Origin of the sequence: Flavobacterium sp. Root935, from assembly GCF_001429295.1 — a bacterium.
Classification (GTDB): domain Bacteria; phylum Bacteroidota; class Bacteroidia; order Flavobacteriales; family Flavobacteriaceae; genus Flavobacterium.
Genome location: NZ_LMJL01000008.1, coordinates 385524 through 397788 on the forward strand (window position 1 = coordinate 385524; position 12265 = coordinate 397788).

General features: G+C 33.2%; 13 protein-coding genes. 1 reads left to right on the top strand and 12 read right to left on the bottom strand.

Annotated features, from left to right (window positions below):
• Positions 1-27: 27 nt before the first annotated feature.
• The gene (locus ASE40_RS07020) at positions 28-1110 is read right to left on the bottom strand and encodes a hypothetical protein (protein ID WP_057116250.1); all 1083 of its coding nucleotides are present in this window, start codon (positions 1108-1110) and stop codon (positions 28-30) included.
• A gap of 8 nt (positions 1111-1118) precedes the next feature.
• Positions 1119-1640, bottom strand: a complete 522-nt coding sequence (locus ASE40_RS07025) for a DUF5004 domain-containing protein (RefSeq protein WP_057116251.1) — start codon at positions 1638-1640, stop codon at positions 1119-1121.
• Positions 1641-2118: 478 nt separating this feature from the next.
• Between ASE40_RS07025 and ASE40_RS07030 the strand changes: the two genes are divergently transcribed.
• Positions 2119-3717 carry a DUF6377 domain-containing protein gene (locus tag ASE40_RS07030; RefSeq protein WP_057116252.1) on the top strand — a complete coding sequence of 533 codons (1599 nt, stop codon included), beginning with the start codon at positions 2119-2121 and terminating at the stop codon, positions 3715-3717.
• A 305-nt stretch (positions 3718-4022) separates the two neighbouring features.
• Here the strand turns inward: ASE40_RS07030 and ASE40_RS07035 are convergent, their stop codons facing one another.
• The 10 genes from ASE40_RS07035 to ASE40_RS07070 form a co-directional block, all read right to left on the bottom strand.
• The gene (locus ASE40_RS07035; protein WP_057116253.1) at positions 4023-5246 is read right to left on the bottom strand and encodes a sterol desaturase family protein; all 1224 of its coding nucleotides are present in this window, start codon (positions 5244-5246) and stop codon (positions 4023-4025) included.
• 130 nt (positions 5247-5376) lie between these two features.
• Positions 5377-6036 carry a glutamate dehydrogenase gene (locus tag ASE40_RS22290; RefSeq protein ID WP_317039089.1) on the bottom strand — a complete coding sequence of 220 codons (660 nt, stop codon included), beginning with the start codon at positions 6034-6036 and terminating at the stop codon, positions 5377-5379.
• Positions 5960-6664, bottom strand: coding sequence for a Glu/Leu/Phe/Val family dehydrogenase (locus tag ASE40_RS22295; protein ID WP_241774334.1), 705 nt, complete (start codon positions 6662-6664; stop codon positions 5960-5962). The genes ASE40_RS22290 and ASE40_RS22295 overlap by 77 nt, the downstream gene beginning before the upstream one ends.
• A 447-nt stretch (positions 6665-7111) precedes the next feature.
• Positions 7112-7966, bottom strand: coding sequence for a DMT family transporter (locus ASE40_RS07045; RefSeq protein WP_057116254.1), 855 nt, complete (start codon positions 7964-7966; stop codon positions 7112-7114).
• 104 nt (positions 7967-8070) lie between these two features.
• Positions 8071-9534 (bottom strand): AAA family ATPase, encoded by a 1464-nt coding sequence (locus ASE40_RS07050; RefSeq protein ID WP_057116255.1) that lies wholly within the window; start codon positions 9532-9534, stop codon positions 8071-8073.
• 92 nt (positions 9535-9626) lie between these two features.
• On the bottom strand, positions 9627-10745 hold the full coding sequence (locus ASE40_RS07055) for a vWA domain-containing protein (RefSeq protein ID WP_057116256.1): 1119 nt from the start codon (positions 10743-10745) through the stop codon (positions 9627-9629).
• A 106-nt stretch (positions 10746-10851) separates the two neighbouring features.
• Entirely contained in the window at positions 10852-11250 is a 399-nt protein-coding gene (locus ASE40_RS07060) for a YchJ family protein (protein WP_241774335.1), read from the bottom strand.
• Positions 11222-11455 (bottom strand): hypothetical protein, encoded by a 234-nt coding sequence (locus tag ASE40_RS07065; RefSeq protein WP_057116258.1) that lies wholly within the window; start codon positions 11453-11455, stop codon positions 11222-11224. The genes ASE40_RS07060 and ASE40_RS07065 overlap by 29 nt, the downstream gene beginning before the upstream one ends.
• An 89-nt stretch (positions 11456-11544) precedes the next feature.
• On the bottom strand, positions 11545-11691 hold the full coding sequence (locus tag ASE40_RS22105) for a hypothetical protein (RefSeq protein WP_095931643.1): 147 nt from the start codon (positions 11689-11691) through the stop codon (positions 11545-11547).
• On the bottom strand, positions 11681-12232 hold the full coding sequence (locus ASE40_RS07070) for a hypothetical protein (RefSeq protein ID WP_057116259.1): 552 nt from the start codon (positions 12230-12232) through the stop codon (positions 11681-11683). The genes ASE40_RS22105 and ASE40_RS07070 overlap by 11 nt, the downstream gene beginning before the upstream one ends.
• Between the last annotated feature and the right edge of the window lie 33 nt (positions 12233-12265).

Below are 12265 nucleotides of genomic sequence, written 5' to 3' on the forward strand. Positions count from 1 at the left end.
GAATTGGTGTTTTAATTTAATAGTGAATTATTTATCTAAAGTTTTTAGCGGAATTGTCGTGTCCGAAATCGTTTTATCCTTGTTGTCTTTTACCAAAACATGAATTTCATTTAAATTTGAAATACCATTTAGTTCAGAAACAAGATTCACAAAACCTTTAATTTCTGCAGTTCCTCCAGAAAACTCACCAGAGAATGTTTTTGTGCCAGCTGTAATAGTGTAAAGTAATTTGTTTACACCTGGTTCATTATTTTTTCTAGACATTCCAAGAAAATCTTTTTGACTTATCTGTAATGGGAAAAAGTTGAAACTTGGCGGCGGCGGCGGAATAAATTCTCCAGCATAAATAATTTGGTCGCCAGAATTTGTTGTCCAGTCTTTTGCTACCATTAGGAAAGTAATATTTTCCATAACAAAACCTGGCTCTGTATTGTAATATTGCTGCGGAATCAAATCCATTCTGTAAAAACCATTTCCAAGATCTTTCAATTTTGTTTTTTCAGACACATCTGGAAGCCATGCTTGATACTCCTGCAAAACTGCCCAGTTGTTTAAACCACTATGAAAATGAACGCTTTCAACACCTGCAAAACCATCTTTCAAATTAGAATTGAATAAAATACTAACTGGTTTATCAATTAAAGGTTTTGTTGGGTATGATCTGATTACCTCATTTGCAGTATAAAATGACGTAAAATCTGTATACGGCATATTGGCAACCTCACTTTGTTTAGATCCGTTTTTGTTTTTTAAACGAAACCAAAAGCCCGCACTTGCTGCAATTTCTGCAGGAGTTTTAGAAAAATAAACTGTTGGAGTTAAAGTAAAACTCCACACTTTGTTTCCTTCATATTTAAGTTTGGCAAATTCAGAAGAGTTCTCCCAATTTCCAGCATCTGGTTCAGATGGCGACCAAATCCAGATGTATAAATTTTCGTTTTCTGCAAATGTTGTTCCTGATAAATCAAAATACCAGGTCACTTGTTCATCATATATGTATACAACAGGATAAGATGACATTGGCCCTACAGCTCCAGCAGCCTCTTGTGCCTGAATAAAATTAGGAGCCATCAACAAGGCAAGTAAAATTGTATATATAAACTTTTTCATATTACTTTTTAATTAATAGCATTTAATTTAAATACATAAGACACAAAATCTACTCCGTCTGAAGAATGCGTTAACTGAATCTGCATTTCGTCATTTTTTCCTGGAACAGAAATCAATCGAAGTTCATCTGTTTTTTGAGTTTTTTGTGCATCACTGTACAAGTAGATTCTTGTTGCACCAGAATTAGTCGGCTGAAAAGCTGAGCTTAGCGCCCAGTAACCCTTTGGAGCAAATAATGGAGGGACATTTCCAGTTACTTCATAAGTTGTTGGCTGGTTTTTTTCGTCTACGCTGAAGTTGATTTTAAAATCTTCGTAGTTGAAATAGGTACTCAAGTTTTCTTCATTTGGTTCGATCTTATTTGCTTTCGCAACTTCATCAACCATTTTCAGATTTGCCAATTGCCAATTCCCATTTACTTTCTCATAAATGGTAATCGGATCTACGTAGCTTCCATCTTCTGTGTTGTCGCAGCTAAGCGCAAAAAAACACATTATAAAAGCTAACCAATAAAGACTTTTACATTTCATAAATTTTGGTTTTTGTTAGTTTGTTACCCCTTCAAAAGGATACAGCGAAACTAGAAGTTAAATAAATCTTAAAAAAAATATCTGAGAAAAATCAAGATAAAATCTGATCATTTTAAAACACAACTAATTAAATATCAATTATTTATATTTAATTTTACATTTAAAAAATCAAGACGTTGTTTAGATCAAAATAGGTGGTTTTTTAATGGTAAAAATGACAATATCTAAAATAATCACTATATTTTTTTCACTATGCATATATATAACTAGTTTTTATTGTATAATTGCAAATAATTTATTCGTTTTTAACATTTACAGCTTATTTTTATTCCAAAAACCACCTTCTAAAGCGATGTTATTAAACAATTTACAAGATTCTAAAAATTAGTTTTCGTCTAATCCCAAACTTATTTTTTAATTTTAAACGAATTAACTAAAATATCTAACAACTACTTTTTACCCTAACCAAAACCAAATCATGCGAAGAATATTGATACTGCTTTTCTTCATTGGAAGTTTTTCTCTGACTGCAAAAGAGACAAATCCTTACTTAGAAGAATTAGATCAGGTTCTCTTGAAAAAAGATGTTTACCTGAAACAGAAATATCGAAAAATTGAAGCTTTAAAGAAAAACGTTTCAAAGTTTACGCTTAATCAAAACAATGAAGAGCTGTACAATTGTTATATGTCATTATTTGAAGAATACAAATCTTTTAAATATGACTCTGCTTATTATTATCTGGAGCAATCTAAAATCAAAGCTAAAATTTTAAAAGATCCCAAGTTTTTGTCTAAAAGCCGAATTAAAGAAGGTTTTGTTTTACTGTCTTCTGGACTTTTTAAAGAAGCAATTGATACTTTAAATGTTATTGATGATACTAAACTTGATCTTAAAAATAAATTTGAATATTATAACATTAAAGCCCGAGCCTATTATGATTTAGCTGATTACAACCGTGATCAGCGCTTTAATATTCATTATGTGCAGCAGGGAAATCATTTCTTAAAAAAGGCATTGGCTTTAATTGGTACAAATACTAATGAATATTGGGCCGCAGAAAGCCTGAAACGTCTAAAACAGCAAGATTGGCGCGGTGCAGAATTTGCCTTTAGTTATTGGATCAACAATTATAATCTGCCTCCGGATTATTACGGAATTGCAACTTCGAGTCTAGGATATATTTATTCGGAAAGAGGTTATACTAAAAAGGCTATTCAATATCTGGCGCTTGCCGCAATTGCAGATGTCAAAAATGCAACAAAAGAAACGGTTGCACTTCGAAATCTGGCCAACGAACTTTTTAAAATGGGATATTTGGATAAAGCCAACGAATACATCAATATTGCGATGGATGACGCCACTTTTTATAACGCCAGACATCGAAAAATTGAGATTTCATCTATTCTGCCAATTATAGAAAAGGCACAATTGAATAATGTAAAAGACAAAAATGATAAACTGGAAAAAATCATTATTCTATTGACTATTCTTACGGTTATTATTTTTCTGTTTTTAGGGATTATTTTCAAGCAGTTGAAAGAAAAAAATAAGGCTAGAAAAATTATGGCTTCTTCTTATCTGCAATTACAAGAAATGAATGTGAGTTTAAGCGAGGCAAATGCTATAAAAGAAGAATATATTACGTATTTCATCAAAGCAACTTCGGCTTTCATCAATAAAATAGATCATATTCAGAAAAGCACGCTTCATAAAATTATCACCAAAAAAACAGATGAAGTTATTGCCAGTTTAAAGCGCTATAACGTAAAGGAAGAAAGAGAAAATCTATTTCATCAATTTGATGAGATTTTCTTGAGATTGTTTCCCACTTTTGTGACCGAATTCAATAAACTGTTCCCAAACGATCATAAATGCATTGTAAAAAAAGGCGAACTTTTGAATACCGAACTGCGAATTTTTGCTTTATACAGATTAGGAATTCAGGACAGTAGTCAAATGGCAGAATTCTTAGAACTTTCTGTGGCTACAATTTACACCTACAAAACCAGAATTAAAAGTAAATCTGATTTTAAAGATACTTTTGAACAAAAAATTATGGAGATTAAAACTATTTGAAGGTGCTGAGGTGCTGAGGTTCTGAGATACTAAGGTTCTGAGCTTCTGAGTTTTTGAGTTTTTGAGATCTTCTAAAAGCTTCGGAGAAGCTAAATATTTATAGAAATATAGGTAATACCTCAAGAAAAAAGCTCCAGCGGAGCGACATATTATTAGTACTTAAATTTATATGTCGCTCCGTTGGGGCTTTTTGTATAACAAACATTTTTCTATAAATAATTCGTCACTCTGTGACTTCTCATAAAAAGAGCAATTTCCATTATATTTTTTTNATTCGCTATCGCTCAAGTCGTGGCTATTTTTTATTATTCAGAAGTCTCCAATTGTAAAATTGTATTTTGATAAAGTTTACTCAAAGAAAATAACTGCTCAACAAAAATCATTACTGCAATAGGCACGAAGAAAAACATGATCAAATCTTCTTCGTATAAAAAATAAGTTGTAATTAATAAAATACGGGCATATTCTAAATAATACATCCATTTTCGCTGTTCTAATAAAGCGCCGCAATTGATTAAAGTGATAATAATAAAAGAAAGTACAAACAGTTTATCGTAGATTTCTAAATAATCAAAATAATACGTAAAAACGGTTAAAACCAGCGTACAGATTCCTAATTGTATATAAAGATAATTTTTAAATCGAAGTCTTTGATGCGGATTACTTTTATCCTGTAGAAAACGCTTTTCCAGAATAGGGCGAATATCTTGATCCATGTGGGCTGGACTTCCAAAAACGGCTTTCCATCGGGCTTTAAATCCGCTTGAGCGTTTCCATAATTCGTAAATTTCAAAGTAATAATGAAAGTGCTGCCACAAGAAACTATAGCTTTTGAGCGGATGTGTTAATCCGTATTTTGGTTTTTCTTCCTCGGTTTGAAAAGTTCCAAAAAGCCGATCCCAAAACGTAAACATATCTCCGTAATTTTTGTCGAGATATTTTTCGTCAGATGCATGATGAACGCCATGAACAGAAGGGGTTACAAAAACATATTCCAGCCATTTTATTTTACCAATAAGCTGTGTATGTGTAAAAAAAGAATATGCTCCGTGGACAATTAGCATCGTGATTACCATTGCAGGATGAAAACCAATTAATGGCAGCACACACCAAAATCCCGTTCGTATTATTGCCTGAAAAGTTGTAATTCTGGCCGCAGCGGTAAAATTAAATTCTTCGCTGTGATGATGCACAATATGCGCCGCCCAGAAAAAATTGACTTCATGTCCTAATCGGTGGTACCAATACCACACGAAATCGGTGGCAAGAATGAGGGCAAACCAAACCAAAGCGTTGCTCGGAATATCAAATATTCTATAATCGTCATAGATTAAATAATACAACTGATAAAAACTGGCGGCAATAAATAAGTTAATCAACCGCTCTGCAATACCAATGCTAATATTAGAAACTGAGCTTTCATAGTTAAAAATTTCAGGCCTTTTTCTGCGTTGAGCAAGCTTATATTCTAAAAATAAAAAAAGAAAAAAGGCTGGCATAGCAAAAGCTAGAAAATTGATATTTTTCATTTGTATGATATTTTTCGATTCTAAAAATTGTATTTAATAGCACAAACGAAAAAGACACTCCCGTTAATTACCTTTTTAGGGAGACTAAAAATGTAATCAACGAAAATGATCTTTACGAAGTAAACCTGATTTAATTTTGTTTATACTGAGGCGCTTCTAAAGCAACTTCTTTTACCGATTGTGTTTCGGCTACTTTTTTCAAAGCAATAATATAAGCAGCAATACGAGGCGTTACATCATGTTTTACTGCAACTCTAAAAACAGTATCAAAACCTTTTTCTAATATATCCTCCAGACGTTTGTTAATCTGGTGAATTCTCCAAGACTCCAAAAGCGAATTTTGAAGCCATTCGAAATAAGAAACCGTAACACCGCCGGCATTGGCTAAAATATCAGGGACAACTAATATATTTTTATCATGCAGAATTTGATCTGCATCTGAAGAAACAGGACCATTGGCACCTTCAACAATAATTCTTGCCTGAACATCACCAGCATTTTTCTGCGTAATAACATCTTCTTTTGCAGCCGGAATCAACACATCAACGTCTAAAAGCAATAAATCTTCGTGTTTTATGGCAACCGAATTTGGATAACCTTTTATCGTTTTATTATTCAAATTATAATACAAAATCAGTTCTGGAATATTGATTCCGTCTGGATTATGCAAAGCTTCTGAAACATCACTAACGGCAACGATTTTTATTCCTTTTTCATATAAAAATAAAGCCGAATGCAGTCCGACATTTCCAAAACCTTGAATAGCCGCAGTAGCTCTTGCAGGTCTGATTTTTTAATTTTTGAAGTGCCAGAAGACTTATAATACTTACGCCTCTTCCTGTAGCTTCTACTCTGCCTAAAGATCCTCCAGAATGAAGATGTTTTCCTGTAACTACGGCATGAATTGGTCTGCCGTGTACTATAGAAAATTCATCCATCAGCCATCCCATTTCGTCTGGACCAGTTCCCATGTCTGGAGCTGGAACATCTTTTTCTGGTCCGAAAATATCCGCTAAAGCTTTTGTGTAAGCTCTTGTAATTTTTTCTAATTCTGCCTTAGAATGTTTTCTAGGATCGCAAATAATGCCGCCTTTAGCGCCACCAAACGGAATTCCGGTTACAGCAGATTTCCAGGTCATCCAGGCGGCAAGTGCTTTTACTTCATCCAAATTAACAGCGGTATCATATCGAATACCTCCTTTTGAAGGCCCTAAAGCTGTATTGTGGATCACTCGGTAACCTTCAAAATTTTGAACGTCTCCGTTATCTAAGACAATAGAAAAGTTTACAGTGATTTGTTTTTCTGGTCGCTGCAGTTTTTGTCGAATAGAATCATCTAATTTTAAAATATCTGCAGCAATATTAAAGCGATCAATCATCGATTGAAAGGGATTATGTTTTATAATTTCTGAACTCATAATATATAGTTTTTAGTTTTGGGTTACTTTTTAAGTTATATCTTCTTTATGAAGATTTTTATCTGCTTTATTCCTTCTGCTACATGCAACACGGAATTTTTATTAAACAGCAGCGCATCAAAATATTTATATTTCTATTGGTTCTCATATTTCATTTTTTAAATAATTCAAAAAAAAGCCTTTCATGGTGCAATGAAAGGCTAAAAAAAAAATAACTAACAAGTACTTTCTCTATTAACGCCATTTCAAAACGCGGTTCATCATGCAGCACATCGCAAAGCTGCATGGAAAAAACGTTTTCATATTTCGGCTATAGTTTTTCATTGTTGAAGCAAATCTACAAAAATATATTTATAAATTCTATAGAATTAGTCGAGTTTATTTTCGATCAATTGAAAACATAACATTAAATCAACTGTAAATTAAAGGATTAACACCTAAAAAAATTTACTGCAATTGTGAAATAAATATAAAAACGATAGCAATTAAAGCCAGAAACAAGCCAAAAATATTAGTTTTAGAAAGCTTCTCTTTAAAGAAATAAGCGCCAATTATAGTTCCAAGAATAATAACCCCCATGTTCATTCCTGCAAAAACTGTCGACGGATTTTCTGCAAATGCTTTATGAGCTTTTAAGTAGAATAAAATATTTCCGAAATTAAAAACTCCAACCAGTATTCCGAAAGGAATATTTTTAACTTCTAATTTTTCTTTTGGAATAATTATTTTATAAAGCACGATAAAGACAGAAACAGCAAACGAAATTAGAAAAACAAAAAACAAAGATGTTGTATAAGGAACTGCCGTATACAAAGCAATTTTCTTAAAAAGTATATCTACAAGTCCAAAACCGAATAATACCAATGCAGGATAAATCCATTTGTTGTCATTATTGTCTGACTGTTTTCTAAGAATGAATAAAAGTGCAGCAAAACCAATTAAAACACCAATAACTTTATAAGTGTTAAATGACTCATTAAACAAAAGCCAGGCTGCTAAAATGGGAATAAAAAGCGACAATCGCTGCGCGGCATCTGTTTTTGCAATTCCCATAAATCGAATGGAAAGTGCCAAAAATAAAAATACAATTGGAAGTAAAATTCCGACTGCTGTATAAATTCCTAAAGGTGCATTATTATCTAATGTTTGAAGGTCTGGATCAAAAGTAAAATAGCAGAGTGTAATGGCTGTTATATAATTGAATGAAATGATCTGAGAGGGATTTGCATTGTATTTTCTTGAAATTTTGAATACAACACCCACAATAACGCTGCATAAAATGCTTAAAATAAGGAATAACATAGATTTATATTTGGATTGTAAAAGTAATCTATTCCAAAATAAAAAGGTCCAACCGGTTTTAAAAAACCGGTTAGACCAGATAGAATTTCAAAGAAAAAATCTTTTTAAAATTTGCTGATATAACTCCCGTAAATATCTCTAAACTGATTTCCTTTTGCAAATCTGTCTTTGCTTAATTTTCTATATTCAACCAATCCCCACAAAACAAATTCTTTCATAAAGTATTGATCTTCTTTTGCCAATTGAGGCTGGTATTTTTTTAATAATTCATCTAATGGAGTGACTTCATCCAGAATACTTTTATACTCAGCGTCTGAAGCATCGTCTAATAATTCGAAACCACTTTCGGCAAAAAACCATTCTACAACATCAGAATACGGCGTTTTTTCGTCTGGTTTTTCTAATTTTTCAATTTTAGGAAAATATTCTGGAAACAAAGTTCTGATCGCTGAACCAATAAGACTTTCTGCCACAACATCTGCTCCCTCCTGCTCGCCTTCGTAAACCAATTCTACTTTTCCTGTAATCGCTGGGATAATTCCGATAAAATCAGATAAACGCAGTGTTGTTTTATCAACTCCTGAAATCAAAGCACGGCGTTCTGCGGTACTTATTAAATTTTCAAAAGCTGTAATACTCATTCTGGCACTTACTCCGCTTTTATTATCAATGAATTCGCTTTCGCGGGCTTCAAAACTTATTTGTTCTAAAATATCTCTGGCTAAACTCGGTACATAAACAATATCCGTTTGGTTTTGATCTAATTTAGATTCCTGCTCTGTAATCGTTCTTGCAATAGCAATATTCTCAGGATAATGCGTTAAAATCTGAGACCCAATTCTGTCTTTTAAAGGTGTAACTATACTTCCTCTATTGGTATAATCTTCTGGGTTTGCCGTGAAAACAAACTGCATATCAAGAGGCATCCTAACTTTAAAACCTCTAATTTGTATGTCGCCTTCTTGAAGAATATTGAATAAAGCAACTTGAATTCTTGCTTGTAAATCGGGTAATTCGTTGATTACAAAAATACAGCGGTTCGCTCTCGGAATCATTCCGAAGTGAATTACGCGGTCGTCTGCATAAGACAATTTTAAATTTGCCGCCTTTATTGGATCAACGTCTCCAATTAAATCTGCAACTGTTACGTCTGGAGTTGCTAACTTTTCGAAGAAACGATCACTTCTATGCAGCCAAGAAATTGGTGTTTCGTCCCCTTTTTCTTCAATTAAATCTTTAGCAAAACGAGAAATCGGATTTAAAGGATCGTCATTAATTTCTGAACCCGATACAAACGGAATATATTCATCTAATAATTCGATCATTTTACGTGCCAAACGAGTTTTTGCCTGTCCGCGAAGTCCGAGTAAATTAATATTGTGACGTGATAAAATTGCGCGTTCTAGTTCTGGAATTACAGTATTTTCAAAACCATGAACGCCTTCAAAAACAGGTTTTCCCGATTTTATTTTTTCACGAAGGTTATTTCGCAATTCATCTTTAATGCTTGTACTTTTATATCCAGCGGCTTTTAATTGACCTAAAGTCTTTATATTATTTATTTCCATTTTATTGAAATATAGATTGTTTATTATTGATTTGGCGAGCGTTAGATGCACTGTGGTGCGTCTCTACAGAAAACTGCGACTGCGACTAAAAACTATTTAATTCTTTTCTTCCTATTCGTTTCATAATCTTCAAAAATCATTTCACCCAAACCTTTCAGCCCAGTATAAAATGCTTTTCCCTGATTTGCTTCTGTAAACTGATTTACAAAACGCTGTAAATACGGATCTTTGGCAATCATAAAAGTTGTGATCGGAATATGCAGTTTTCTTGCCTGCTGAGCCTGTGTGTAGCATTTATCTACAATATATTCGTCAAGACCATTACTATTCATATAATAGGAACCATCACGTTCGCGAACGCAGCTTGGTTTTCCATCGGTAATCATGAAAATCTGCTTGTTTGTATTTCTTTTTCTGCGAAGGATATCCATTGCCAGCTGCAAACCTGCAACCGTATTGGTATGATAAGGTCCAACTTGCAAATACGGCAAATCTTTAATTGGAATTGTCCAGGCATCATTTCCAAAAACTAAAATATCGAGTGTATCTTTTGGATATCTTGTCGTAATTAATTCAGCAAGAGCCATTGCCACTTTTTTTGCAGGCGTAATTCGGTCTTCGCCGTATAAAATCATGCTGTGACTGATATCGATCATCAAAACCGTACTCATCTGTGCTTTGTACTGCGTTTCTTCGACAACCAAATCATTTTCGGTGAGCATAAAACTTTCTACACCATTATTGATCTGTGCATTTCGAAGGCTTTCGGTCAAAGAAATTCTTTCTAAACCATCTCCAAAATTAAACTCACGGAATTCTCCTGTGTGTTCATCTCCATTTCCGGCATGTTTCGTTTTATGATTACCGCTTCCTGAACGCTTCAGATTTCCAAAAATCTGATCTAAAGCCTGTTGTCTAATGGCTCTTTCGGTTTTTGCAGTAATTCCTAATCCAGGACTTCCATCGTCTTTAACTTCATCTCTGATGTATCCTTTTTTCTTAAGATCCTCGATAAAATCGTCGATGGTATAATTTTCGTCAGTAAGTTTATATTCGATATCCAGTTCCCGAAGCCAGCTGATAGCTTCGTCAAAATCGCCCGAAGTATGGGTGATCAACTCTTTAAAAATAGTAAAAAGTTTGTCAAACGGAGACTGAAAAGGAGCTTCGTAAGTCTTAAAGTAAAAGCCTTTTTTAAATTCGTTTTTCATAAATCTAAAATTACGTCTTTTTAGAATTATGAAAAACGAATCGTTTATTAATTTTTAGTTAAAATATTTAATCAAAAACTACAATTAACAATGTTAGATGTATTAATTATTCAAACTTTCCGTCTACGTAGTGCCAAGATCCATTTTCGAACTTAAAAGTAGAAAACTCATAATGTACTTGTGGTTTATTAATTGAATCTAAAAAGTATGCTTTGAACTCCACTGTGTTTTCTGTAAAACTCAATATTTCTAGTTTCTGCCACTTATTCGAAACTGCCCATCTCAAAATTTCTGGTTTTGAATAATATTTTCTTTCTGAACTATAAGTTGTTTCCAAAAGATAATCTGCATTATGAGAAGCGTATGCCGAATATCTCGAACGCATTAATGCCAATGCAGATGGAGCTTTTTGACTAGTATCTAAATACAATCCGCAGCAGTTTTCAAACAATAAACCGGTATCGCAGAAGCATATTTTATTCTCCATCGACTGGTTCTTCTCCATTAATTTTTACATGAAGCTGATTCAACAAAACCTGATAACGAGTGATTTCTCTCACTTCTTCATCTTCTTCAGCAAAATCAATCATTTCGTCTAATGTTTCGCTTACTTCCAATAATTTATTGTTTGCTTCTCTGTCATTTTTTGCAGCGATCAAATCGATAATTTCTTGTACGCTCGCTTTTAAGGTTTCGAATTTACTATTCATATATTTTTTTTGTTTTTATTTTGTTTCAAGTTTCAGGTTTCAAGTTAACGTTTTGAACCTGAAACGTGAAACCTGAAACCTGAAACTATTTACTCTTCGTTTTTACTTTCGTTAAATTTCTTTACAATTTCCTTTAGCTTTTCTTTACGAGCTATTTCGGCTTGCTTTGCTTTTGCTTGGGCTTTGTGCAATTTATCATTGTGTTTCTTGATATTGCGTTCGTTATTACGTCCCATATATTTCTCTTTTAATTTGTTCTAACGTTTTCTCCGTAAAAATTAATTCGTTGATAATCTGCTTTCGCAATTCATCAATATCATCATAATCAAAATGCTTTGCCCAAGAAGTTAATTGTTGCAAATTTCTTATTTGTTTCAATCTTTTAGTCGTTTCAAAACTTGTCCGCAGCAAAGGTTTCCCATCATATTCTGGGTTATTTTTGTGCTCATAATTGGCAAGATTTTTTTCGAAATCGGCTTTTATGTAATACAGTTTTTCTTCGACATTATCTGGGTAAAATTCTTCCCATTTAGCAAAACCAATCTTAGTTTTCGATTCTGTCTCAGGTTCTCTGGCTATTAAACGCCATTTACTGTTTGCTAATCTTCCCCAATGATTGGAAACGCGGTACATTCCTGCTTCTGTATAATAATAAGAACTTCCTGCTTTACTTTCAAATTGCTTTTTTAAACCTTCAATTTCATTTGGAAGCACTTCCTTAAAAGCACAAAATGTATTTTTAAAAGAATTAGGATGTGGCTTAAAGTTTTTCTGCATGCTGCAAATATACTCAGATTGTACGGAACTCCC

What these genes read in the sequence shown, in the direction of transcription:
- ASE40_RS07020 (WP_057116250.1), bottom strand. Translation starts at nt 1,110, where the DNA reads ATGAAAAAGTTTATATATACAATTTTACTTGCCTTGTTGATGGCTCCT.
- ASE40_RS07025 (WP_057116251.1), bottom strand. Translation starts at nt 1,640, where the DNA reads ATGAAATGTAAAAGTCTTTATTGGTTAGCTTTTATAATGTGTTTTTTT.
- ASE40_RS07030 (WP_057116252.1), top strand. Translation starts at nt 2,119, where the DNA reads ATGCGAAGAATATTGATACTGCTTTTCTTCATTGGAAGTTTTTCTCTG.
- ASE40_RS07035 (WP_057116253.1), bottom strand. Translation starts at nt 5,246, where the DNA reads ATGAAAAATATCAATTTTCTAGCTTTTGCTATGCCAGCCTTTTTTCTT.
- ASE40_RS22295 (WP_241774334.1), bottom strand. Translation starts at nt 6,664, where the DNA reads ATGAGTTCAGAAATTATAAAACATAATCCCTTTCAATCGATGATTGAT.
- ASE40_RS07045 (WP_057116254.1), bottom strand. Translation starts at nt 7,966, where the DNA reads ATGTTATTCCTTATTTTAAGCATTTTATGCAGCGTTATTGTGGGTGTT.
- ASE40_RS07050 (WP_057116255.1), bottom strand. Translation starts at nt 9,534, where the DNA reads ATGGAAATAAATAATATAAAGACTTTAGGTCAATTAAAAGCCGCTGGA.
- ASE40_RS07055 (WP_057116256.1), bottom strand. Translation starts at nt 10,745, where the DNA reads ATGAAAAACGAATTTAAAAAAGGCTTTTACTTTAAGACTTACGAAGCT.
- ASE40_RS07060 (WP_241774335.1), bottom strand. Translation starts at nt 11,250, where the DNA reads ATGGAGAAGAACCAGTCGATGGAGAATAAAATATGCTTCTGCGATACC.
- ASE40_RS07065 (WP_057116258.1), bottom strand. Translation starts at nt 11,455, where the DNA reads ATGAATAGTAAATTCGAAACCTTAAAAGCGAGCGTACAAGAAATTATC.
- ASE40_RS22105 (WP_095931643.1), bottom strand. Translation starts at nt 11,691, where the DNA reads ATGGGACGTAATAACGAACGCAATATCAAGAAACACAATGATAAATTG.
- ASE40_RS07070 (WP_057116259.1), bottom strand. Translation starts at nt 12,232, where the DNA reads ATGCAGAAAAACTTTAAGCCACATCCTAATTCTTTTAAAAATACATTT.